We start from the raw sequence: 25,486 nt of genomic DNA on the forward strand, positions 1-25,486 counted from the left end.
ATGGCAACACGGGATAAAAGCATACTGGTGGTGGACGACACGCCTGCGGCACTGGAAGTTATCGAGAGAAACCTGAGCTCGGCAGGCTATCGGGTCTATACGGCTTCAGGCGTGGCTGATGCCATCCGGATTCTCGAAAACACACCGATAGACATCGTTATCACCGATTATAAAATGCCGAAAGTGAGCGGGCTTGATTTGATCCGGCATGTCAGGGAAAATTACTATGGCACCGGGGTGATCATGATCACCGGATATGCATCCGTAAAGGGGGCCGTGGAAGCGGTGAAAATGGGAGCAGAGGAATACCTTCCAAAACCATTCACCGATGAAGAGCTCTTTGCCGCTGTTGAGCGGGCACTGAACAAACAGGAGCTTCATAAAGCCGTGCTCGACAGAAAACCCCACGCCGTTCCGGATTCTTATGGTATTCTCGGAAAGTCAAAGCCCGTTCGCAAGGTACTCAAAGACATAAAAAAAGCATCTGAATCGACTGCCACAGTGCTTGTTTCAGGTGAGAGCGGCACCGGCAAAGAACTGGTGGCAAGAGCGGTTCATTACAGTAGCACTCAGGCTTCGGCGCCTTTTGTTCCGGTAAACTGCGGGGCAATACCCGAAAAATTGCTGGAAAGTGAGCTGTTCGGATATGTTAAAGGGGCTTTTACCGGCGCAAACGAGTCCCGTGCAGGATTTTTCCAGACGGCTGACGGCGGGACAATTTTTTTAGACGAGGTCAATGAAATGAGCCCTGCCATGCAGGTAAAACTTCTCCGGGTTCTTCAGGACCGGCAGGTGCTCATGATTGGCGCCCGGAAAGCCTGTAAGGTCGACATACGAATCGTTGCTTCGAGCAACAAGGACCTGCGCAGCCTGGTGGAAAAGGGCACGTTCCGAGAAGATTTGTTTTTCCGGTTAAATGTCATATCGATTAGGGTTCCCCCCCTTCGGGAACGCCGGGAAGATATTGCACTTTTAATCTCTCATTTTGCTGCCGGCTTTGCCGATGAGCTGGGAAAGCCCGTTCCGGCATTTTCCGATGAGACCTTACAGGTGCTATTGAATTATTCATGGCCCGGTAATATCCGGGAGCTGGAGAATTTGATTCAGCGGCTGGTGGTCATGACGGAAGGTAATGTCATCAGGATTCCAGATTTGCCGGCGATCATGAGATTCTCGGCCATTTCTCCCTCTGCCCCCTTCAGGTCTCTGGCTGAAGAGGAGGCGTCCTATATTCGGATGGTTCTGGCAAGTGTGGGGGGAAATAAATCCCGCGCTGCGAAGATACTTCGAATCGATCGTAAGACCTTAAGAGATAAGCTCAAGACAGATAGTAATTCCTCCGATGAATCTGCATGAAAAACTCACGGGTTGGTGAGGAGAATTTCTCCAACTGGTGAGAATTTACTCACTTCCTTCTTTTTAGAGCATATTCCGTTATAAAAAATGGCATCCGGGTTATTCAGGATTTTGAAAAAATAAATTCATTAATAATCAGTATGTTACCTGGTGATATGCCCGCTTCTATAACCAATCCTTTGCCTGAATATATCTTTCGGCTCTTATGGCATATTTTTTGCCGTTTACAGGGTAATAACGTTTTAAAAAAACTATTTTTTTAAAAAATAATAACTTTCTGGATGATCATAGCTGCTTTTTTATTAAGGGCTCGCCCAGAAATAAGTTCGCAATTTCAAGTGTTGAGGCGCCTGCCTGGCAAGACACGAAAGTGAATGAATATCAAGCATATTCCGAGCTTTCGTAACGCAGCCAGGCAGGATGCATCGGTGCTTAAAACGGGAAGTTATTTTTGAGTGAGCCCTAACGTGCGAAGGGAGGCAATATGTCTGAATATACATACAATGAAGGAATCTGTTCAAATTGTAGATTTGCTTTTGAGTGCCGCCATTCTTCAGAAGGTGTTCAATTCTGCCAGGAGTATGAGTTAGGCGATCCCTCGCAAAATTTTGAGAAAAACAGAGCCACGCCAGCAGGAGCATTTTCTCCGAAAATAGAACCCCAAAATAGTCCAGGCAGATCTTCTGGAAAAGTCATGGGGCTGTGCAGTAACTGTTTACATCGAGAAACCTGCGGTTTTCCCAAACCGGCATCCGGGGTGTGGCACTGCGAAGAGTATGAGTGATTAAAACATAAAAAGAGGTAATAAAACCGTAAACTGACTTAGGGCCCAGGAATAAATAAATTTCACAGTCTTACTTGCCTTCTCGGAGTCTCACAAGTTCGCTTACCGGTCCGTCTTCTGTGTTGCATCAAAAATGCACGTACAACACAAGTATGCACTCTTTGATACGCCTTGAAGACGAACGAATATCCTGCGTAATACTTGTGGATTTTATTCCTTCCGTGACCCTTACCGGGGAAGGATTTACATGAAGCCTGAACACATTGATACGATTATAAAGGCCCATCAGGGGGAGCTGGGGTCAACCATTTCGATTCTGGAAGATATCCAGGATCACTATCATTATCTTCCCGAGGACGCCTTGAGGATGGTTGCCCGGGGAACGGGGAGCAGTCTCGTTGATATCTACGGGGTGGCCACGTTCTATAAGGCCTTCAGCCTTAAAGCCAAAGGAAAACATCTCATATCCGTCTGCCTGGGCACCGCATGCCATGTGCGCGCTGCACCGGACATTGTGGATGAATTTACACAGCAACTGGGGATCAGTCCCGGAGAAACCACGGAGGACAATGAATTTACCCTCGAGACGGTCAACTGCCTGGGGGCATGCGCTCTGGGACCGATCGTGAACGTGGATGGTCATTACTTCTCCAATGTGACACGGTCGGATGTGAAAAAGATCATTCAAAAGACCCGGGCGGGTTTCGAAGAAGACGAGATAAAGTCAGCCCCGGATGTTTTTCCCATTGAAACCAACACCAAAGAAATTTCTACAGGACACTGATATGGAACAATTGAGATCACTTGAAGAATTCGATGCCCTGCAGCAGCAGCTCTTTTCAACGATCATGCCCGAAGTTCCGACCATTGTCATTCCGGCCGGTACCTGCGGCAAGGCAAGCGGTGCAGAAAAACTCATCCGCACCGCCCAGCGTGAAATTCTGGAAAAAAATCTGCAGGATAAAATCTGTCTGAAAATTACAGGATGCCATGGTTTCTGCGAAATGGAGCCTTCGGTGCTCATCGAACCGCAGCGGACCTTCTATCCCAACCTGGATAGCGGCGGAATGCAAAGAGTCATCGATGCACTGGTAAAAGGGGAAGTGGTAGAGGATCTGCTTTATCTTGATGAGGCCACCGGGCTGAGAATAGAAAAGCAGGATGACATACCGTTTTTCCGGCATCAGTCAAGGCTGCTCCTGAGCCGAAACGAAAAGATAGATCCACTCGATATTTATGACTGCCTGCGAAATGGCGGATATTCGGCCTTTGCAGATGTGCTTAGGAATATCAGCGCTGAAGAGGTAATCGATGAAGTAAAAAAATCCGGTCTGCGAGGCCGGGGAGGCGCGGGATTTCCCACCGGGATGAAATGGGGATTTCTGGCCGGTGCTGCAAACGGGAAGGGAAAATATATCGTATGCAATGCCGATGAGGGTGATCCCGGTGCCTATATGGACCGCAGTCTGCTGGAAGGCAATCCGCACAGCATCATCGAGGGAATGCTGATCGGTGCCTATGCCACGGGTGCTGATTCAGGTGTGATGTACGTGCGCAGCGAATACCCCCTTGCCATCAAGCACCTGAACAATGCACTGGCACAGGTTCGAAATACAGGACTTCTCGGCAAGAATATTCTCGGCACGGGATTCAGTTTTGATATCTCAATGGTAAAGGGCGCCGGTGCCTTTGTGTGCGGAGAAGAAACCGCCTTGATGCGCTCCATCGAAGGAAAGATGGGGGAACCCTGTCAGCGGCCGCCGTTTCCCATTGAAAAAGGGATTCATGGAAAACCCACAATGATCAATAATGTGGAAACATGGGCCAACATACCGGGTATTATAAAAAATGGGGCAGAGGAATATGCCGCAATCGGGAGCATGGATGCCGGCACCAAGATATTCAGTCTTGTGGGCAAAATAAAAAATACCGGGCTTGTCGAGGTGCCCATGGGCACGCCCATCAAACAGGTTCTCTATGATATCGGCGGTGGCCAGGCCGGTAAAACAGGCATCAAAGCCGTGCAGACAGGTGGTCCATCCGGAGGCTGCATTCCTGCGCATCTGTTTGATATGCCCATCAGTTATGGCAGCCTTGCAGCGGCAGGCTCCATCATAGGATCGGGTGGTATGATCGTGATGGATGAGAATACCTGCATGATCGATGTTGCCAAATATTTTATGCATTTTTTGAAAGATGAATCGTGCGGAAAGTGTTTTTCCTGCCGCAAGGGGACGCAGCGGATGTATGAGTTGCTTGATGATATTTCCTCCGGCAGGGGAACCATGGAACACCTGGATCTTATGGAGGAACTGGCTGTGGTCATGAAAGATACCGCGATGTGCGGTCTCGGGCAGACCGCACCGAATCCTGTTCTGTCTACACTCAGGTATTTCAGGGACGAGTACATAGAGCATATCCAAAATAAGCGGTGTCCTGCCGGGGTATGCAAGGCCCTTATCAGCTTTTCCATCAATGAAAACTGTACGGGCTGTGGGGCATGTGCCAGGGTCTGTCCGGAACAGGCCATTAAAGGTGAAAAAAAACAGCGCCATGTCATTGATCCGGACTGTTGCAATAAATGCGGTGCCTGCAGAAGCATATGTAAATTTGACGCAATCGATGTAAAATAGAAACGAGGATAAGAGGTAACTATATGATTACCCTGACGATTAACGGCTTGGAGGTCAGTGTCGAGAAGGGAATGACCATTCTGGAAGCGGCACGGTTTCTCGGTTTTCCCATACCCACGCTGTGCCATGATGACGGGCTTTCCCCCTATGGGGCCTGTCGGCTCTGTGTTGTAGAAATCGGGGAAGAACCGAAATCAAAACTGGTTTCTTCCTGTACGTATCCGGTAGAGGAGGGCCTCAAGGTCAGAACAGGATCTCAGAGAGTAGTAAATGCCCGCAAGATGATCATTGAACTGCTTCTGGCATCGTGCCCCCAGTCAAAGACCATTCAGGATCTGGCGTCTGCCTATGGGGTTCGGCAGCAGCGTTTCAGGCAGGAGTACGAGGATTGCATACTCTGCGGGCTGTGCGTGCGGATGTGTTCCGAGCAGATGGTGGCCAAGGCCATCGGGTTTCGCGGTCGCGGCGAAAAGCGCAGCATCGGCACCCCTTTTGATGTGCAGTCCGATACATGCAGGCTCTGTGGTGCCTGCATGTATATTTGTCCGGCATGCCAGCTCCGGTGCACGTATAACGAACCGGACAAGGCCATCTGCAATGCATGTGCAAATCTGAGTGCCCCATGCATTCAAAAGGATCAGTACAATGACCTCATGTGCTATTTGTCCCCATGTGCCGCCTGTGAGATAGGAGATAATTAACAAGTCATAAAGGAGTAAAAAAGAATATGATAGTTTCTAAAGTAAATGCTTCAGCTGCAACGCTTACGAAAAACAGGACAGAAGATTCCGTTGTGCCGACTTCGGGCATGTGTACCACCTGCGTGGATGGTTGTATCGGGATGTGCGAAATCGGCAAATCCGCTTACCGGGGGCACGAGGTCATCTATCCCCAACCGTTCGGTGTGATCACCACAGCCGGTCAGAAACGTTATCCTGTCGATTATTCACATTTCAATATCATGGGGAGCTGTACAGGGGCTCACGGCATAGAGGCAGACAGCGATAAGGCCATATTTCCGAACGTGAACCTGAACGTTACGTTTGGTAAGGATGATGGCATAAAATTCCGCTGCCCCTGGATAATTCCCGGCATCGGGTCCACCGCTATCGCCAAGAACAACTGGGAGGGCCTTGCCATCGGCTCAGCCCTCATGGGAACGGGGCTGACCATCGGGGAAAATGTCGTGGGAATGGACCCGGAGTCCGTACTGAAAGATGGGCGGGTAGTGGATACCGTTGACCTCAAGCGCAGAGTAAAACTCTATCAGGACCACCAGCGTGACGGTTACGGGGCCATCATCGTACAGGCCAATATCGAGGATACCCGTCTTGGCGCACAGGAGTATGCCATCGAAAAACTCGGTGTGGAGTGCGTTGAACTCAAATGGGGGCAGGGCGCCAAGGATATCGGCGGCGAAGTCAAGATCCGGGATTTGAAAAAGGCCCAGATGCTTTCCCGACGGGGTTATATTGTTCTGCCGGATCCATTTGACGAAAATGTGATCAAATCCTTTGAGCGCGGTTCCTTCAAGGAGTTTGAGCGTCATTCCCGCGTCGGCATGGTTTCCGAAGAATCTTTTGCACAGCGGATCGAAGAGCTCCGGGCGGCAGGGGCAAAGTATATATTTCTTAAAACAGGCGCATACCGGCCGGTTGATCTTGCCCGGGCGCTGTCTTTTTCTTCCAAATACAAACTCGATCTGCTCACGGTTGATGGCGCAGGCGGGGGAACGGGAATGAGTCCGTGGAGAATGATGAATGAATGGGGGGTTCCGCCGGTGGAACTGCATTCTCTTCTGATCCAGTATGCAGCCCATCTGGCCGGAAAAGGTGAATATGTGCCGGCCCTGACACTGGCCGGGGGCTTTGCCTTTGAGGACCAGATATTCAAGGGCCTTGCAATGGGCGCGCCATTTGTAAAGCTCATCGGTATGGCCCGTGGTCCGATTGCCGCGGCAATGGTGGGTAAAACCATCGGCCGCACCATCGATGACCACCAGGTGCCTGTGTATATCGAACGGTTCGGCAATTCAAAGGATGAGATCTTTGTGACGGCCGCCTCCCTTCGAAAAGAGCTTGGCGATAAGGAGTTTGAAAAGCTGCCCACCGGCGCTTTGGGCCTGTACACCTATTACGAGCGTCTCAGCCAGGGCCTGAGCCAGATTATGGCAGGCAGCAGAAAGTTTTCTACCGAGTATATCAGCCGGAGCGATCTGGCCGCGATCACACCGGATGCGGCCCGGATCAGCGGCATCAAATATATCATGGATGCGGACAAGGAAGCGGCGTTAAATATCCTCGATAACTGATGAAAGGATGTATCTTCCCCGGGGCGCGGCATGGGCTCCGGGGAAGACAGTTTCTATCTGGCAGCCCCTGAATATTTTCTCAGCGATTTATCCGGTTTCTTCAGTCGTTTTGCCGTCGTAACGGATAACCTTTGAAAGCGGTTTGATAAATGCCTGCCGGAGAGTGTAGGTATAGGCCCCCTGATCCGGAACGACCAGAATATCGCCGGGTTCGGCCGATTTTCCGAATATGGACCAGCCCCACATGTCCAGCGGGGTGCACAGACTGCCGGAAATATGCAGGGGAATTTCATTCAGGTACGGGCGGGTCAGATTGATCACCGGAATATATTCGCTCATGGGCCGTTCCCACCCCAGCATGCCGGTGCCGCCGTCCGTGACGACATTGCGGTAATCTTTTTTGTCCACGACCCGAAGCAGAATGTGCATGGCCGGTGTGGCGATCCAGCGACCGGGTTCCATCCGGATTTCCATCGCGGACATCGGCGGACCCAGTCGGTTCAAATGATCGGAGAGGTGTTTCATGAAGCTGTCCAGAGGGGTTGCCTGCCGGTAATAATGCCGCGTGTCGAACCGGTATCCCGGGTCCAGTACCTGTGTCAGCTGCCCGCAGACCGTATTCCTTGAATTGAGCCACTCGCCCTGCTCCGGCCAGTATCCTCCCCCGATATCCAGAAAACGCAGAGATGAGGTCAACCCGGCCGGGAGCCGGGTTTTGACATACCGGTTGATTTCATCGAGCATTCTGATTTGAGCCTCCGGATTCAGATTCCAGCTGGTATGAAACTGAAGGCCGTATACTTGAATATGGCCGAGAGCACTGGCTTTTTCCAGAAAAGCTTTGAGGTCATTTACGGGAATTCCGAACCGGTTCCAGATGCCCTGCCCGGCACTTCTGACGCGGACGCCTATCCTGACGGCATTGCGGCTCAGCTCTTTTTGGCGGATAACCAGAGAAAGCCTCCGTAGTTCACCGAAACTGTCCACAAGCAGCATAACCCGGTCATGATGGTCCACAGCCAGTGACAGTTCTTCAAATGTCTTGCCCGGGCCGCTGAATATAATCTCACCGGCGTGCAGCGACAGGGCCAGGGAAAGCTCGGCGCCGCTGGAGACGTCAAGCCCCATGCCGTTGTCGAGAACCTTTCTCAGGATTCCGTGATATGGATTGCTTTTGACGGCGTAATAGATCCGGGAGCTGTCAAAATATCGTGAAACGGTTGCTTTAAATTGCTCCAGCCGCTGAGAAAGAGCAGGTTCATCAAAAAAATACTGGGGAGTGCCGAATTTACCGGCGCTGTCAAGCAGGGCAGTTTGTTTTTTCAGTATGCCCTTTACATAGGTCTGAACGAGGCAGCGGGGCAGCGGCCGGGCCCGATGTTTCATCAGGTCAAAGGTTTTAAAAATTAAATTCAGCATCTCAATGCCCTGTCGGAAGTTGATGAACAATGCCTGAATCCGTCAGACATTGTCCGAAGATGTGGTCCACTGGTATGATTTGTTGGTGATAATATTCACATGGCTCATCAGGGTTTTGGCGATACAATTCATATCCTCATCTTCGGGTAAGGAAATGATGCAGTAACCGATGAGTCTGTTATCATAATCCTGCGGAGGGAAGGTGATAATATCCCCGGCCTCCTTTTTTAAATGCACCGATTTGACCCAGGGCAGTGAATGGATTCTGTTTGCATCCAGATGAGCAATCAGCCCGTCCGATTCAGCATACAGATTGATGCTGGCAACGGTTTTATCAGGCCGGGGCACCCGGACAGGAAGTTTCAGCTTTGCGCATACCAGATCCAGATACGCGCCGATGATGTCAAAGCCGGTGGCCGCTTCGATCAGGTCCGGAATCGAGTCGCCCCCGGGTCTGGGCGTCATTTCAATGATGACTGGCCGGTCGTTATGGATGATAAGATCAGCCATGAAATATCCGCGCGTAAATCCCAGAGAAGTCGCTGCGGTTTTCAGTACATCGGGTAACTGATCCGGGGAAAATCCTTCCGGGTATGACGGTGGTACGATATAGGCAAGCACGGAGCCGAATGTCTGATTCGGCGCCATGACCTTTTCGGTCGTCCGGATCAGATAAATCCGGTTGTCTTCAAGAATGAAATCACAGCTGAATTCGGGACCGGAAACAAACTGCTCTACAATCCATGTTTTGCAGGGATCTGATACCGGCAGATCGGAGTCCTCGATGCATACCGATTTGAAAAGCCGGTTGGCCTGTCTTTCGGCAAGGCTCTCAATCATGATATTGACATCCGTTTTAACTTCAGATTCCGTTGTGCAATGAAATACCAGCTCACTTCCACTGGCCGATATGGGTTTTAAAACGACATCCTGCGCCCCTGTCGTTCTGAAAAAGGTAAGGGTTTCGTCCAGAAGTGAAGAAAGGGCGGCAAGGGGTGAGAAAATGCCTGCCTGCTTCCAGATGGTTCTGGCCTTGAATTTATCTCTTGCCAGGGCTATTGCCTGAAGTTCAGGAAAAGGAAGCCCCATATTCACGGCCAGAAAGCCTGCAAGCAGAAGGGACTCACAGTCAAAACAGGCGATGCCGTCCGGGGTTATGCCGAAACGCTGAAAATGTTTACGGATCGATCGTTCGGCAAAGTCAAATTGTTCCAGGTCCGTAAAGCATAAATAGTCCGGATCTGCGGCATTGAGTGTAAAATCCCATCGATAGGCCTGGTCCATTAAAAAACAGACACGGTCAGGTCTTTTATTGAAAATTCTGACGACATAATCCGGGGTGGTGCCTACTATTAAAACACGTTTATCAGACATTTGAAACTCGATTGCTGAAATGGGCTTCCGGCGCATGAAGATTAACCGTTTCGGCATATTCACGCAATGCCGGGATGGGAATATGCGGAAGGTCTGCAGTACAATGAGAATGAGTTTTCGGAGTCTTAAACAGGTACAGTGGCTCCGGATCCAGATGCCACAATGTTTTCCATTTGAAATCTCCGCAGAGAAAATCAAGCTTTGAAATTTTATGGCTGAAGGCAAATTCAATATGATTCAGGTTGATGACTTTAGCCACGCCGGGCATATCGGTGCGGGTTCCTCCCAGAAATACCGTATAGGTGTCTTTGTACAATGCCCCCAGATCGATTGCCGCCAGTTTTCCGTTTATTTCCAGACTTACCAGCCTGAGCATGCCTTTCGCGTGTAACAGGTGCATGACATCTCTGAACGCGTTTTTGAACCGCTGGTCATACAGGTATGAATTTGATCCGAAACTCTGGATGTTCATTTCCACAAGCGCTTCAAAATCTTCCAGTCGGTTCAGATGATATCGGCTGGAAGATCCTATCAGAAGTTGAATCGTTTTCATGATGGCTTTGCGCTTTTTATTTGAAAATCGGTCAAAATAGGACTGGATGTCATATCCCAGCCGTGGAGGATAAAGGCAATAGCCGGTTTCATCAATCTCAAGTTCGTGAGCCCCGCTGGACTGGGGAGGCTGGATGTAACGCAGGTAAGATCCTTTTGGACAATTGCTGAAGATATATTTGAACATTTCCGGTCTTCTCACAAAAACCGGTGTTCGTTCAAGCCATGTTTTTCCGTTCCACACCTCGCCGGGAAAAAAGACATACTGCTCGCGTTTTGTATTATAGGACAGGGGAACAAGCCCGGCAATTCCGTCCTGGTCTTTGAACAGCAGAAAGCAGGGCTTATGATTAAAATGGCGGTGAAAACAGAGGCGAAACTCCCATTCATCCGAAATTGTTTGCGGCCGGATCAGCGTTTCCCATAGTTTGCCACATTCCTCCAGATCGGTAATAAAAAAATTTTCCATAATACCTGTGTATCTTCTTTCTGATACGTTGTAACAAAGAAATCAGGGCCTTTGATCATATACGGTTAACAATATGGGTACAGAAACGTTGTGCCTTGAAAAAAGATTTTGAAAAATCCACCACAACATCCGGGTCATAGGTTTTGCAGCTGAATACATCGATATAGGCCGTATTGGTAAGGTTTGCAAAGTGCCCGGAAATCAGAGAGGTTTCAATTAACTGTACCATTGAATAACCGGCAATCCGTTCATCTTCCCCGAAATGAACCACCTGGGTTTCGCCAAAGCGTTTCATTTGAATCAAATCGCACAGTTCGACAACAAACGCTTTGATTTTTGCGCCACTTCGGATAGTGTCGGGGTCACACTCATATAAATCAATACTGCTCAGCAGACCCCATGGACGGGCTGGCGAAACGGCTTTTTCTGCGGATTGGCAAAACCGCTGGCGGGATTCGAGCTCAACGCAAGAAAGAAATTGCTTCACTCTACAGTCTCCTTAAAAATCTGGCGTGGTATGTAAAAAGATGCTGAAAGCTTGTAGCTGAAAAGCCAAAAAAAACAGGTTCATATCGCGAGGACAAGCATCTCTTTTCTATTGACGAATAATCCATTCCAATGAAAGTACCGGATATGAATCCGGTTACCCGCTCAAAGCAAAACGGGTGCCACCGTCGGATATCCTTTCAGGACAGGCGGTTTCAAGCCTGCCCTGCGCGGTGATCGGAATAAAAAATTCCGTTAAAATCCGGGCTGATATTTTTATCGGGGCCGATGGGAAGTAAAATGGAAGTAATACTGCCTCAACGACCTGTAATGGTTATTTAATTAAAATAAAGAACTCTGAATTCCAACTATCGGGTTTTGCGGAACTAGATGTTCTTTTTTTCATCTTCCGGGACAGCCGCCTTTGAAATAAAATGCATATTTTTCAAAAATTTGAAAATTTGAGTGATTAATCAAATTGTCCAATGCATGGTGGAACTGGCAAATGTTTTTTAAAGAATCGGAGAAAATCTGGACATAGGCTTCGGTTTGATTTTTTGCTTCGGGCTTCAGGGTTCTTAACATGCAGTGAAAGTTGATGATGCCGCTGATTTTACCCGGCTCTTTTTGCTTTTTTTCAATGGCTTTGCGTGTGGCAATATACAATATCTTTTGTAAAGATTTGTAGAGATATAGCACAGAATTAAATCCGTTTTAAACGGAAAAAATGTTTTAATTTAGGATGGTTATAGCTTTTAACCCTGCATAGAAAGCTCTTGAAAAAACCATGGGCATGAAATATGCTGGGCTTGATCATAACTGCGGCCACAATGTCACGGGGCCCGTCCCGCCCGTTGCCGGCGTACGACATGGCACGATCCGGGGAAAAGATGTCGGGGCCATGAAGCGTTAAGAAGCGCAAACTGTTTGAGGCGTGCCGAGTTTTTGCGCTTTAGCTTCATGGGCCCGGCATCCCCCGGATCGTGCTGGAGAAGCCGGCAACGGGCGGGACTCAGAGGCTACGCACAGCAAAATATGGCCGCAGTTATGATCAAGCCCAATATGCTCATACCGGAGGTGAAATTGTGGCCGCATCAAAAATTGCAATAACGACAGCGCCGGACCCATTGAATTGATTGGATCTGTCAGGCCTCATTCCTGCCTGGGTTATGTTCGCCTAAAAAAATGAGGAACTGTGGCTTCTGAAAAAAAGCCGCACAAAAATGTTCATTTTTATTTGACCGGGTCAAAACTTGTATAGTCTCTGTCGGATGAATTAGAAAAGGATAAAGTCGATGGCGATGACCTTCCCGAAAAAAGTTTTTCTGGTTCTGGGCATCAGCTGTCTTTTTGTTATACTTTCCATTTTGGGTATCGGGAGTTATCTTTATTATCACCCGGAGCGGATCAAACCCGTTTTAGAAAGATCCCTTTCTGCCTACTCCGGTTCAACCTGCACCATGGAGAGCCTCTCTTATTCTTTTGAACCCATCAGTATCGAAGTAACGAATATACGTTTTAACCCACTGAAACCGCAAGAAAAATTTTCGATGGAGATCGGTTTCGTCAAGGCAGACATGGCGGTTAAAGGTCCATTCGGTCAACGCTCTCTTTTTCTCGAAGATATTCAGATCAACGGTTTTAACCTCGCTCTTTTTTCCGGACCCTTCGCATTATCAAAGATCGCCAGACCGGAGAAGGGTAAATCTTCTTTTCTGTCCCAGCTGTTTCGGCGCCTTTTTGGTGTCTTTTTATTTAAGGACATCCGTTTCCAGTCCGGAGAAATTACAGACGGACGCATATCGTCAATGATCGGCGCTCAAACCGTCCGGGCCGAAAATATCCGGGTTAAAGCCGGGGCCGGCAAGCCCCTTATTTTATCCTGTGCGTTGAAGGTCAGCACTCCTTCTCAAAAAATCCGGTTCATCGCGCCTGATGTCACGGTCCATTCGGATGCGGTTTTTGACCCGCTCGATCATAAAATAGATGGAATGCTTGAATCCCGCAGCATGACGCTTCAAAGCCCGGACGTGGGGATCGGCCGGATGGACGTTTTTTCACGATTTTCATATTCCTGGGCGGATAAAAAACTTTGTCTTGAAAATTTGAGAATCAATGGGAATTCAATCGCTTTAGATGCTTACAGCGCCAAAACGGGGTTGTTTCCTGTCGCTGTAAGTGGCGCAAAAACCATCAATTTGGAAACCGGGCCCGCCATCTGTGACATGGATAAGGGAGAAATCGAGTTTGCCCGTCTAAAAATCAACATCGGCGGCCTGCGCTTTAAAGATAAAACAGATCCGCTGCAATCTTACCTTGATCTCGAATTTAAGGCAAAAGCCCGCTTTAATTTGAACACCCGTCAGGCTGGCCTGGAGCAATTTTATCTGGTAGCTTCGGATATCATAAATATGGAAGGGGACTTTCTGGTCAAGCCCGGCCGGAAAGGCTCGATCCGGCTGAAGATAGCAAATGCTTCAATTTTGTCTGAAAAGGGTTTTTATTTTCTTCCCCCGGCGGTTCAGCAGTCTCTGCAACCGTTAACGTTTCAAGGCCTTGTATCTGCTCAGGGGGACCTGCTGGGTACAAAAGAATCCGATCAATGGGTTTGGGAATGCGATTTTATATCCCGTCTAAAGAAAAACCGGTTTGCTTTTTTCCATAAAGCGGCAAAATTCAAGGGCCTGGTCTCTGCCGTAATAAAAGCCAAAGGGCGTTTTCCGGACGTCACTGTTTCGGCCGAAATACAGGGGGACAATAATGTTTTCTCGACCCGGACCCTGGCGTTAGACCCTTTCCGGATGGATTTTTCACTCTCCATGCAGTATCCGCTCATCGATATTAAAGATGCAGCAATTCATATGCCTCAGGCAAAAATTAATCTCACGTCCCGAAATATTCTGATGAGGGATATTCGTATCCATATTCCCGAAGGCAGGGTAGATGCAGAAAAAAAAACAATCGCAATTTCAGAGTCAAAATTCGATGCTTCCGGGTTGAAAAATCTTTTAATAAACGGCTCCCTGAAGGAAAACAAGTTAACCCTTTCGGTTAAAGGCCGGGAGACCGATTTTTTTCATCTGGCCGATTCAAACGGGCTGATTCCTTCGGGTTGGGCCTTTAATGCTCGCGATTCTTTTCAAATCAACGTTGTGGAAAAAGACAATGGAATCTGGTCGTTGCGATCAACGCTGTCTGTTGAAAAACTGGTCTTTCAAAACAAAGACGGGAGCAACATGGGAGAAAACATCTCCCTTGACATGGATATGGACAGTGTCCTGGATTTAAATAACTCTGAGCTGATACTTGCTGCATCATTAAACGCCCGGGAGGGGGAAGCCCTTTTTGACCGGTATTATCTGAATCTGGAAAAAAATCCCTTGATCACGGCCGGTAACGGATACTACCATATTCAAAAGAAATATCTGCAGCTTTCCAGGCTCAGTTTCGAGCTTACGGACATTCTGCCCCTTGAAATCAAGGGACGCTTTAACCCGGAACCTTTGACGGGTCATACCGATTTTACAGTGAGCATGCCGCCGGTATCCATCAAACCGATTTTTGAGCATTTTTTGAGAGAGCCCTATAAGACCGAAAAGCCCTTCCTCTCAACCCTTGAAACAGAAGGAACCGTATCGGCAACGTTCAGAATCAATGAATTTGACAATTCGTGGCAGGCTGCGGGACGTTTTGTCTGGCAGGAGGGAAACTTGCTTTCAGAAGAAAATAATATTTCTCTAAAGGGCATTTACCTCGATCTGCCGGTCTGGTACAAAACCGCTTTGAGCAGTGCTCCGGTTGAACCTCTCAAGGGCAGGTTCGCGGTTCAATCCGTAACGGTACCCCTGCTGCCCGAACAGCCTTTAAACATGGCTTTATTTGTCAGCCCCAACCGGATATCTGTCGAATCCCCGACTGAAATCAGGACGCCCGGCGGGGATTTTCGCATAGGACCCGTTCTGGTTGAAGCGCTCTTTAGCCCCGAGCTTGCCATTCACACCAGCCTGTCGTTTGACGGGATAAAACTTCAGCCCTTTTTATCCGGGGTTTGGCCGCATCCATTGACGGGCAGCTTTTCCGGTATACTGGATCCGGTCCGATACAACGCACATGCCGTTACCAGTGATGGAGAGGTTACCGCAGAGGTGTTTGGCGGCCGGGTTGTGTTTTCCCGCCTTGGCGCTTCCGGAATTTTTACACCTGCTCCGGTTTTCAAGATCGATGGGCAGTGGGAGAATCTTCTCCTTTCGGAAATAACGACAGACACCCCCTTTGGAAAGATAGAGGGCGTCCTGGAAGGATATATCCGTGATGTTGAGATCGCCGATGGGCAACTCCAGAAGTTTAAGCTTTTGCTGGAAACGATGGGAAAAAAGGGTGTGCCCCAAAGGATCAGCGTTAAAGCCATCGACAACATTGCCCAAATCGGCGGGGGACAGAGCCCCTTTATGGGCCTTGCGGGTGGCTTTGCGTCCTTATTCAAAAAGTTTCCTTACGAAAAGATCGGCATCCGGGCCGGTCTTGAAAACGATCTGTTTACCATCAATGGCACCATCAAGGAAGGGGGGACAGAATACCTAATAAAAAGAGGTGGTTTTTCAGGAGTAAATGTTGTAAATCAAAATCCGGATAACCGTACCAGTTTCAAGGATATGGTTAAAAGAATAAAAAGGATTTCACAAAAGGGAGGCCCTGTTGTTAAATAACGGGTCCGATCATATTTTCGGACAGGTTGTCGCAGGCACATGTACAAAAATATGATCTATCCCCAAATGATGGAGGGAATTTAAAATGAAGAGACGTCCCAAGTTTTTATTCACCATGACGGCAGTCTTGCTGGCAGGCTTATTTGCCTGCGTAACCATCAATATCTATTTTCCGGCAGAAAAAGTTGAATCCGTTGCCGGGGATATCGTAGATGATATCAGAGGCCAGAAAGTGCCTCAGAATGATAAGCAATCCAAAAAAGATGAAGGCTTTTTTTCTGATATCAAATTTGCGTTATTTTCATCAAATGCCTGGGCTGATGAGGTGACCGATGTTTCCAATCCCACCATTCGCGCCCTGAAAGAGAAAATGAAGGACCGTTTTAAAAGTTTGAAACCCTATTACCAGAAAGGGCTTCTGAAAGAAGGCGGTGACGGCTATCTTTCCGTAGCGGGAACCGGCGGATTGAACCTTTTGGAAAAAAGAGATCTCAGTGGTCTTGTGGATGCCGAAAACAGGGATCGGAAAACGTTATATGTCGAGGTGGCCCATGCCTTGAAGATAGATGATAGCCAGATCGTTCGAATCGCAGAAATTTTTGCCGGAGAATGGCAGAAACCCGTGCGTTAAAATATTTATAAGAAAATTCAGGTGCAATTTGTGCTTTAATTAATAAGCCTCCGGCAAGGGGGCTTTTTTTTAAAGAAAAAACGGGGTGAGGGTCGTCCGACCGGAGTAGCCCATAAAACCGGGTTGGTTAATTGATCCCAAATAACAGGTTGTTGCGATACTTTTCAGTGGCAGGTGAAATGCCGGACTGTCAACATCGCGCCAAAAATTGTTTGTACGAATTTTTAAATAACTTTAACGATTTTCCTGTTTGCGCTATTCGAAAAATTATGCTCAGATCAGCCAGATTTGATGCGCCGGAATTTTGTACCATGGGATCATCCGAGGGATTTAACATGAGTACCCGCGCAAAAATGACTTCACATCATAAGTGCCGATGCATCCTGAATGGCTGGACACGCTTTGCCTTGCCCATTCTACGCAGGAGATAATATCATGCCCGTATCTGTTGAAAGGGTTCATATAATTTCCGATGAAAGAGGCTGCGTTTTCGAACCCCTTAAGCCCGCCGCCATTACGTCTCAGCGAAATGTTCATCTGGTGGTAACCCTGCCCGGAGCCGTCCGTGGCAATCACTGTCATCGGATCGGAACCGAAACGATCACGGTCATGGGTCCTGCCCTGGTCCGCTTCCGTGAAGGCAATGCGCTCAGGGATATAGTGGTCCCGCAGGATCAGGCATATCAATTTGTATTTCGGCCCGGGGTGGCGCATGCAATCCAGAATACCGGCAGCCGGTCTGCCATTTGGGTCGCATTCAATACACAGGAACACGATCGTGAACATCCGGATACTGTCAGGGAGGTGTTGATCACCGCTTGAATTGCACGGATCAATGGATAGAGGATGATTTTGTCCGGGGAGTGACGTCGTATTATGTTCTGGGAAAAAACGGGGTTGCTGCCGGCTGCGTTGCGTTTGAGAAAGCCGATAAAACACAGTGCGATATGGAACGGCTTGCCGTGTTGCCGGCATATCGGAGAAGCGGATGCGGCAAAGCGCTGGCCCGTCACGTTATGTCTGTGGCAACCGGCTTGGGGCTGAAGTGCGTGGGAATCGGCGTGATTGGCGAAGATGTGTCTCTGAAACACTGGTACCGGAAGTTCGGCTTTGTTTCGCAGTAAACAAAATCAGGGCTTGATCATAACTGCGGCCACCATGTCACGGGGCCCGTCCCGCCCATTGCCGGCTTCTCCAGCACGATCCGGGGGATGCCGGGCCCATGAAGCTAAAGCGCAAAAACTCGGCAAGCCTCAAACAGTTTGCGCTTCTTAACGCTTCATGGTCCCGACATCTTTTCCCCGGCTCGCGCCATGTCGTACGCCGGCAACGGGCGGGACTTCAAGGCTGCGCACAGCAAAATATGGCCGCAGTTATGATCAAGCCCCAAAATCATATTCCCATCTGCCGTTTACTGTTGAGTTTATGGCAAACGGGGCACGCTCAGAGATTGAGAATTTTAGAGCGATGCTGACCCCTGGTATGGTAGACACATTGTGTCAGTGAATATTGAAATTTGGCCCTGGAATTGCTTCGGTTGATGGACCTGATGCGCATTGGCTTTTTGCGAAAAAGAAAAAAGGAATCGAAAGGGAAATATGAATACCCGCGCTCGAGTAACAAAACTGATCGAAGATTTCATGAACGATCCGAAAAACAATCGTATCGCACCGAATAGCGATTCTCCCGCGTTTGACACCCCGCTGGTCGGTTTTTGCCGGGGGGATGATCCGCTGCTTGAGGAATTTAAACAGCACATCGGACCTTTTTACTGGACCCCTTTGGAAATTCTTCAGCTTGAGTATCCGGAGACAGAATTTTCACCGCAGAACCTGTCGGTTATCACCTGGATACTGCCTCAGACAAAGGCGACCCGTGACGAACAACGAAAGTGCCGGGAGCTTCCGGGGCGTCTGTGGAGTCAGAACCGCTATTATGGTGAAGCGGCTAACCACTCCCTTCGTGAACATGTGCAGGCCTGGTTGAGAGAATCGGGGATAGCCGCCATATCTCCGCTGCTCTCTCCTCACTGGAGCGTCACCCAATCCGAAACCTGCGGGATTGCCTCCAACTGGTCCGAACGTCATGCAGCCCATGCGTGCGGCCTGGGAACCTTTGGCCTCTGTGACGGGCTGATTACTCCGAAAGGCAAAGCCGTACGGATCGGATCTGTTGTTGCCGCCGTTGATATTGAATCCACCCCGAGACCTTATTCTGACCTTCATGCCTATTGCCTGTTTTATTCCACTGGAACCTGTGTGAGCTGTATCAACCGGTGCCCGGCCGGGGCCATATCCGAAGCCGGACATGATAAGCAAAAGTGTATGAATTATATCCGAAAGGTGACCGCCCCGTATGTGAAAAAGGAACTGGGCGTTGAGGCGACCCCCTGCGGGCTGTGTCAGGTGGGCGTGCCGTGCGAGTCAAAAATCCCTGTGAAGAGGTGAACATCAGATGGCCATGGCCGGAGAATTTATCAGTGAAACCATCAAACCCGTATGCGATACGTGTGACACGTTGCAAATGGCAGCCGGGGAACCCGGGCTTCCGTGTAAGTTTCTCTGGCGGGGACGAATAATTGAGATTGCGGCTGTCCTGAGCACCTGGCGGGAAACCGGCAGGTGTCGCCACGGAAGCCCCGAGATGTATGTACGCAAGCACTGGTTCGAGGTGATCACGACCTGCGGTGAGACCATGAAAATTTATTTCGACAGGCAGCCCCGTGGAGGTCGAAAGCCTGAGAGATGGTGGCTGTTCAGCCTGGAAGTAAAACCGGATCAGCCCGGTTCTCTTTCTTGACAAAATGTCTTTGTGAAAGTAACAGTGGTCATAATGGCTTTGATAAAAATCGATAGGCATAAGATATGCTGGCAGAACCACTGTTTTTAGCGGCCCTTAACCTGAATGAGGTGAAAACATGAAACGTTTGATTCTGGTACTTCTTGTTTTGGTTTGGCCCCTGTCTGTATCTGCAGGGGATATCGTTTCAAAATGGAGGCAGACTGACGGCAGCATCACGACTCTTTCCATGAGGGATTTGAAGCACATCAGGCTGGATATGGCGCCGGACAGCTATATGCTGTTATCCGGACAGAAAGTGTATATGGTCTCCAGACAGGAGGGACAATGGAGCGCCATGGACATGGATGAAATGTCCGGGATGATGAAGATGTTCGACGGGCAGGCTGCAGCACAGATTGAAGAGCGCCTGGGGACGTATAAATCCACGGGGCGAACAGAGACGGTTGCCGGGTATAAGGGAACGGTTTATATCGCTGAGGTGCGCGATGCATCCGGCAAAGTCCTCGAGCAGAGTGAGACGGTTTTTTGCAAACATCAGGATATCGTCCGCGTGAATGAAGCCTGGATGGCAGTCGCCTCAGGCATGGGGCGTCTCGTGGGACCGGAAATGTCCCGCGCAATGGATCAGGTTACAAAAGAGGCCAGAGAAGGCGGTTATGGTGGTTTTCTTCGTTTCGGAACGGACTTGACGCTGATTTCGCTTGAACAGCAGTCACTGGGTTCGGGCTACTTCAATCTTCCTGAAGGAACCGAACCGGTCCGTGCACAATCTCCTCCGTCTGAGGGGGCGGCTCGTCCGGATAACGACGGCATCGCCGATACTGCTTCAGATGTCGGAAAGGATGCCGTGGATGAGGCCAAGGGTGCAACCATTGATGAGGTGCGCGATGGTGTGAAAAATATTTTTAACCAATTGTTTAAATGATGGATCATCACCAAACAGCCGGGGCAGCCGGTGGATACCCGTATAAAGGTACTGGCGATCGTTGGAAGCTACCGGAAAGACGGTATTATCGATACGGCAATCGATGAGATTTTATCCTCGGCCCGGAAAAAGGCGGCCGAGACCGAAAAAATCTATTGGATCGATAGCTGCATTGAATTGTAGACAAACTGCAGCCGCTCAGCAGCAACCGTTCGGGGAGCGAGTCAGAAAAAAAGTCCGTCGCCCGGGTAAAAGAATTATTTCCGAAGAGCTGCAAAAATACAGTAATTCAGAAAGAATGCCCCTGGTGGGTTTACCAGATTCTGCAGATCAGGCCTTTGAGATAATCGGCTTCCGGAAAATTCAGGCCGATGGGATGATCCGGGGCCTGGGATAGCCGCTGTAAAATTTGTGCGTCTTTTTTTTCATCCAGGGCGGCGTCCGAGACAATTTTCTGGAACAGCTCCCGGCTGACAAGGCCGGAACATGAAAACGTTATCAGCAGTCCTCCGGGCTTCAGGAGCCTGAATGCCAGCAGGTTGATATCCTTGTAACCCCGGGCGGCGCGCATCAGGCTGCTTCGGGAGTCAGCAAATTTGGGCGGGTCGAGGATAATCATGTCAAACTGGCGGTTTTGTTCGCGATAAGTCCGTAACACCTTGAACACATTTCCTTCTTCATTCTGCGCAAGCTCAGGGTTCAGACCGTTCAGCTCCATGTTCCGACGGGCAATGGCCAGCGCGTCGGCGGATGAATCGACATTGACGACGCGAACCGCTCCGGCTTTCAGGGCGGCCACCGCAAATCCGCCAGTATACGCGAAGCAGTTCAATACGTCCATTCCTTTGGCAAACCCGGCCACGACGCCCCGATTAACCCGTTGATCCAGGTAAAAACCGGTTTTATGGCCGTTTCGGATATCTACGAAAAAACGATACCCTGCCTCATGAATTTCCACCAGATCTGGCGGCTCCTGCCCGAGGATCAGGCCTGTTCGCGTGTCCAGGCCTTCTTTTTTCCGTTCGTTGGCATCCGACCGTTCATAGATTCCCTGGTTTGGAACCAGTTCGTTCAGCAGCTCCGTGAGGGTGTCTTTCCAGAATTCGGCACCGGTTGTGAGGAACTGACAGACGAGAAAATCGGCGTAACGGTCCACAATCAGGCCGGGAAGCCCGTCGGATTCGGAATTGACCAGACGGCAGCCAAGATGTTTCCAGTCGCAGTTTCTGTATAGAAACCTTCGGGTCTGGATGACTTTTTCGAGTCGGGAACGAAAAAAAGAGGCGTTGACCGGCTCGTCCGGATCAAATGTCCAGACACGGACGATCATCTGGGAAGAGGGAGAATAGGCACCTTGACCGAGCAGGGTGCGATCGGGTGACAGAATATCCACGGTTTCTCCGGGAGCAGGATGGCCTTCAATCTGTTTGACGGCGCCGGAAAATATCCAGGGGTGCCGCCTCAGAAGTGATTTTTCACGTTTTGTCTTTAATATAATGGATGTCATGTGGACCTGTTTGCTCTTTCCTCGCCCTCCAGGGGGATAAATAACATTGCGTTTTTTTGTCTGTTAAAGAGGTTAGATAAATATCACCTCCTGATAAGTTCTACAATCAGTTTTCGAATTTCAGGATGATTGCTGCGTGATCTGGATGGCCATCTCGAGTGTGGCGATATTTTTCAACGTACGGGCCCCTTGCCTTTTCTTTTATCCCCTGCCGATGCCTTCCGTTTCCCTCCCAATTTTCATCCCTGCAACTTGTAAATGGCATTGACCGGCATAAGGGGTATCAAGTCAGTGCTTGACTCTTCTGGTACAACCCGTTACATTTCACGCCCTGTCAGCTGTGGAATATCCGGATTGCTGCCTGCTGTTTAATGTCTGAGCGACTTATTATGTCGAGTACGACATAATAAGGTGGCACCGGGTCTGAAAAAAATTATGCAAATATTGCGTGAACAGGTGGTGTTTTGAGGATAAAAGAAATCATAGTGGTTGAAGGAAAAGATGATGAAAGCGCCGTGAAACAGGCTGTGGATGCGGAAGTTATTATAACCGGCGGCTTTAAGATATCAAAGGAAACCTTTCGTAAAATTGAATTTGCCCGGGAAAAAAAAGGCGTTATTGTCTTTACGGACCCCGATTATGCCGGGGAGCAGATCAGAAGACGAATAAATGATCGAATAAAAGGCTGTAAGAACGCATTTGTGTCCAGAAATGATGCGTGCAAAAATAGTGATATCGGAATAGAAAATGCCGATCCCGGCATTATCCGGGATGCTCTGGAAAACGCAAAGTGTATTATGGAGACCATATCTCCGGTATTTACCAACGACATGTTATTTGAACATAACCTTGTCGGAGGAATGAATTCCTCAAAACGAAGAGATGCATTAGGTAAAATCCTCGGAATAGGCTACGCAAACTGCAAGCAACTGCTGAGCAGACTCAATCACTACGCTATTTCAGAAGAGCAGTTTCATAACGCTGTCAAGGCGCTGCCTGAAATGGACACCCGCTCAACTTCTTCTAAATCATAATCATGTCGGTTAATATTTCTGCTGCGCGATATCCGGGAAAAATATCAAATAATATTTCTCCGGCAGGCCATATCATGGTAATATCGATATTCGTTTCGTGAGGTCGGTTCGTCACGTATGGGGGGTGACGTGAGGTTATCCAACAGCTGATTATATCATCTGAAAGAATGATCATATTGTTATTGTGCGGTTACAGACTATGACTTTAAGTCATTTTTGGGTTTGATCATAACTGCGGCCATCATGTCACGGAGTCCGTTCCGCCCATTGCCAGCTTTTTGAGCACGATCCGGCAACGGACGGGACTCCGAGGCTACGCACAGCAAAATATGGCCGCAGTTATGATCAGACCCTGATTTTTTAAAAAAAGACCGGTTCATACGGATGAGTTTCCGGTCACCCTCCGGGGAAGATTGAATCCAAAATGATGCATGCCGCTGGCGGCAACGCGTCTTTCATACGACAGGATATATGTTATGGCTCTGATGGCTTTAAATAATGTAAACCTCGGATTTGGCGATCCGTCGCTGTTCGATAATGTGGATCTTCAGATCGAACAGGGGGAGCGGATTTGTCTGATCGGTCGCAATGGTACCGGCAAGTCCACGCTGCTCAAGCTGCTTCATGGGGAGATGCTGCCTGACAGCGGTGTGGTAGCAAAGGCTCCGGGGCTGAAAACCGCCCTGTTGACGCAGGAAGTCCCCCCTGGCCTGGAGGGAAGCGTCTATGATGTCGTGGCATCCGGTCAGCCGCATCATGCCGCACTGCTCGGCGAATACAACCGGCTCACCCATGAACTGGGAAAATGCTTTGATCAGGATGTTCTGGAACGGCTGAACCAGATTCAACATGAACTCGAGACGGTTGGCGCCTGGCACCTGCATCAGCAGGTTCAGACGATCATATCGCGTATGGACCTGGATGAAGAGGCTTCATTCGGAGTCCTCTCTGCCGGGCTCAAACGCCGGGTCTTTCTGGCGCGGGCACTGGTAAATGATCCCGATATCCTGCTGCTGGATGAACCCACCAATCACCTGGATATCGATGCCATTATCTGGATGGAGAATTTCCTGCTTCGCTCGGTAAAAACCTTGCTTTTCGTAACCCATGACAGGGCCTTGCTCAAGCTGCTGGCCACCCGGATCGTTGAAATTGATCGGGCCTCTCTGAGATCCTTCCCCGGTAACTATGACACTTACCTCAGACGGAAGCAGGAGCAGCTCGACAGTGAAGATGTGCAAAACGCCGAGTTTGACAAGCACGTCCGGCGGGAAGAGATCTGGCTTCGACAGGGAGTCAAGGCACGGCGAACCCGGAATGAGGGCAGGGTGAGGGCCTTGATGCAGATGCGTGAAGAGGTGCGGCAGCGTCGTGCCCGGAGCGGCAGCGTGTGTCTTGTGAAGCAGGAAGCCGAGAAATCGGGCAAACTCGTCATTAAGGCCGATGATATCTCATTTGGTTACAGCGAATCCCCCATACTCTCCGGCTTTTCCACCACCATCATGCGGGGTGATAAGGTGGGGATCATCGGTCGGAACGGCTGCGGAAAGACAACGCTGCTGCGGATTCTGCTGGGAGAGATCAAGCCGGAAAGCGGTATCGTCCGGCACGGCGCCCGTCTGGAGGTGGCCTATTTTGATCAGCTCAGGGCTCAGCTCGATGAAAGCCGGACCCTGCAGCAGAATGTGGCCGAGGACGGTGACACGGTCTTCGTGGGCGGCAAGCCGCGGCACATTATCGGCTATCTGCAGGATTTTCTGTTTTCTCCCGCTCAGGCCCGGGCTCCCATTACCCGACTTTCCGGTGGGGAGCGAAACCGGCTCCTTCTGGCCAAACTGTTTACCCGCCCGTCCAATGTAATGGTTCTGGATGAGCCCACCAATGATCTGGATGTCGAAACGTTGGACCTGCTGGAGGAGCTGTTGGTCGAGTATGAGGGTACCGTCCTTATGGTAAGCCACGATCGTGCGTTTCTGAACAATGTCGTCACCTCCACGCTGGTGTTTGAAGGGCAGGGGAGGGTGCAGGAATACGTGGGGGGCTATGACGACTGGATGCGTCAGCGGCCACAGGAGGAAAAAAATGTTGCAGTGAAGTCGCTGAAAAAGGACAAACCCCGCAGCGCTCCCTCCGGCCCCCGAAAGCTGACTTTCAAGGAGCAGCGTGAACTCGAACAACTGCCGGATATCATTGAAGCGCTCGAGTCGAAGAAACAAGCGCTTTTTACCGCCATGTCCGAGCCGGATATGTACAAGACCGCGGGAACCGAAATCGGGCGTCTGCAGGCCAGTCTGGATGACCTGGAGAGGGACCTGACGGCGGCCTATGCAAGGTGGGAACAGCTGGAGGAGCTTTCTCTGAAGCTTTCGCAAATGAAAACCAAATGACGGAGGTCAGCGGTCAGAGGACAGAGGATAGAGGTCGGAGGACAGAGGTCAGAGTTCAGATGACTCACGACTCACGACTCACGACTCATGACTTTTTCTCCTTAGCCCTT

The 25,486-nt window shown here is 49.6% G+C and carries 20 protein-coding genes; 15 read left to right on the top strand and 5 right to left on the bottom strand.

From position 1 onward, the window contains the following. The 5 genes from PHQ97_12050 (at position 1) to PHQ97_12070 (ending at position 7,084) form a co-directional block, all read left to right on the top strand. Positions 1–1,356: a sigma-54 dependent transcriptional regulator gene (locus PHQ97_12050; GenBank protein ID MDD4393464.1), complete on the top strand. Its 1,356-nt coding sequence runs from the start codon at positions 1–3 to the stop codon at positions 1,354–1,356. Between the two features lie 1,031 nt (positions 1,357–2,387). Next, positions 2,388–2,924 carry an NAD(P)H-dependent oxidoreductase subunit E gene (locus PHQ97_12055; GenBank protein MDD4393465.1) on the top strand — a complete coding sequence of 179 codons (537 nt, stop codon included), beginning with the start codon at positions 2,388–2,390 and terminating at the stop codon, positions 2,922–2,924. A gap of 1 nt (position 2,925) precedes the next feature. Further along, a complete protein-coding gene (locus tag PHQ97_12060; protein MDD4393466.1) occupies positions 2,926–4,773 on the top strand; it encodes an NADH-ubiquinone oxidoreductase-F iron-sulfur binding region domain-containing protein in 1,848 nt (615 codons plus the stop codon). Between the two features lie 23 nt (positions 4,774–4,796). Then, entirely contained in the window at positions 4,797–5,474 is a 678-nt protein-coding gene (locus PHQ97_12065) for a 2Fe-2S iron-sulfur cluster-binding protein (GenBank protein MDD4393467.1), read from the top strand. 26 nt (positions 5,475–5,500) lie between these two features. Continuing rightward, entirely contained in the window at positions 5,501–7,084 is a 1,584-nt protein-coding gene (locus PHQ97_12070) for an FMN-binding glutamate synthase family protein (protein ID MDD4393468.1), read from the top strand. Positions 7,085–7,171: 87 nt separating this feature from the next. On the opposite strand, the gene PHQ97_12075 is transcribed toward PHQ97_12070, so the two are convergent. The 4 genes from PHQ97_12075 to PHQ97_12090 are packed head-to-tail and all read right to left on the bottom strand — an operon-like array spanning position 7,172 to position 11,385. Further along, entirely contained in the window at positions 7,172–8,503 is a 1,332-nt protein-coding gene (locus PHQ97_12075; GenBank protein ID MDD4393469.1) for an alanine racemase, read from the bottom strand. Between the two features lie 42 nt (positions 8,504–8,545). Continuing rightward, positions 8,546–9,877, bottom strand: coding sequence for an ATP-grasp domain-containing protein (locus PHQ97_12080; GenBank protein MDD4393470.1), 1,332 nt, complete (start codon positions 9,875–9,877; stop codon positions 8,546–8,548). Next, the gene (locus PHQ97_12085) at positions 9,870–10,898 is read right to left on the bottom strand and encodes a GNAT family N-acetyltransferase (protein ID MDD4393471.1); all 1,029 of its coding nucleotides are present in this window, start codon (positions 10,896–10,898) and stop codon (positions 9,870–9,872) included. Before PHQ97_12085 ends, PHQ97_12080 begins: the two co-directional genes overlap by 8 nt. Before the next feature lie 55 nt (positions 10,899–10,953). Then, complete coding sequence (locus tag PHQ97_12090; protein ID MDD4393472.1) at positions 10,954–11,385, bottom strand: S-adenosylmethionine decarboxylase; 432 nt, start codon at positions 11,383–11,385, stop codon at positions 10,954–10,956. 1,294 nt (positions 11,386–12,679) lie between these two features. Between PHQ97_12090 and PHQ97_12095 the strand changes: the two genes are divergently transcribed. From PHQ97_12095 to PHQ97_12130, 8 genes are all read left to right on the top strand, one after another. After that, positions 12,680–16,090: a hypothetical protein gene (locus PHQ97_12095; GenBank protein ID MDD4393473.1), complete on the top strand. Its 3,411-nt coding sequence runs from the start codon at positions 12,680–12,682 to the stop codon at positions 16,088–16,090. 85 nt (positions 16,091–16,175) lie between these two features. Beyond that, positions 16,176–16,721, top strand: coding sequence for a DUF1318 domain-containing protein (locus PHQ97_12100; GenBank protein MDD4393474.1), 546 nt, complete (start codon positions 16,176–16,178; stop codon positions 16,719–16,721). Positions 16,722–17,156: 435 nt separating this feature from the next. Then, on the top strand, positions 17,157–17,543 hold the full coding sequence (locus PHQ97_12105) for a hypothetical protein (GenBank protein MDD4393475.1): 387 nt from the start codon (positions 17,157–17,159) through the stop codon (positions 17,541–17,543). Then, positions 17,540–17,845, top strand: a complete 306-nt coding sequence (locus PHQ97_12110; GenBank protein ID MDD4393476.1) for a GNAT family N-acetyltransferase — start codon at positions 17,540–17,542, stop codon at positions 17,843–17,845. The genes PHQ97_12105 and PHQ97_12110 overlap by 4 nt, the downstream gene beginning before the upstream one ends. 474 nt (positions 17,846–18,319) lie before the next feature. Then, the gene (locus tag PHQ97_12115) at positions 18,320–19,168 is read left to right on the top strand and encodes an epoxyqueuosine reductase (GenBank protein ID MDD4393477.1); all 849 of its coding nucleotides are present in this window, start codon (positions 18,320–18,322) and stop codon (positions 19,166–19,168) included. 7 nt (positions 19,169–19,175) lie between these two features. Then, complete coding sequence (locus PHQ97_12120) at positions 19,176–19,520, top strand: DUF6504 family protein (GenBank protein ID MDD4393478.1); 345 nt, start codon at positions 19,176–19,178, stop codon at positions 19,518–19,520. A 118-nt stretch (positions 19,521–19,638) separates the two neighbouring features. Continuing rightward, positions 19,639–20,448 (top strand): hypothetical protein, encoded by an 810-nt coding sequence (locus PHQ97_12125; protein MDD4393479.1) that lies wholly within the window; start codon positions 19,639–19,641, stop codon positions 20,446–20,448. 30 nt (positions 20,449–20,478) lie between these two features. Next, positions 20,479–20,631, top strand: coding sequence for a hypothetical protein (locus PHQ97_12130; GenBank protein MDD4393480.1), 153 nt, complete (start codon positions 20,479–20,481; stop codon positions 20,629–20,631). A 130-nt stretch (positions 20,632–20,761) separates the two neighbouring features. On the opposite strand, the gene PHQ97_12135 is transcribed toward PHQ97_12130, so the two are convergent. After that, positions 20,762–21,955, bottom strand: a complete 1,194-nt coding sequence (locus PHQ97_12135) for a class I SAM-dependent methyltransferase (GenBank protein ID MDD4393481.1) — start codon at positions 21,953–21,955, stop codon at positions 20,762–20,764. A gap of 464 nt (positions 21,956–22,419) precedes the next feature. On the opposite strand from PHQ97_12135, the gene rnmV reads away from it, so the two are divergent. Both rnmV and PHQ97_12145 read left to right on the top strand, forming a co-directional pair. Next, positions 22,420–22,989, top strand: a complete 570-nt coding sequence (rnmV, locus tag PHQ97_12140) for a ribonuclease M5 (GenBank protein MDD4393482.1) — start codon at positions 22,420–22,422, stop codon at positions 22,987–22,989. Positions 22,990–23,465: 476 nt separating this feature from the next. Continuing rightward, positions 23,466–25,376, top strand: a complete 1,911-nt coding sequence (locus PHQ97_12145; protein MDD4393483.1) for an ATP-binding cassette domain-containing protein — start codon at positions 23,466–23,468, stop codon at positions 25,374–25,376. The last annotated feature ends 110 nt before the right edge of the window (positions 25,377–25,486 follow it).

It is taken from the genome of Desulfobacterales bacterium (assembly GCA_028704555.1).
Taxonomy (GTDB): Bacteria; Desulfobacterota; Desulfobacteria; order Desulfobacterales; family JAQWFD01; genus JAQWFD01.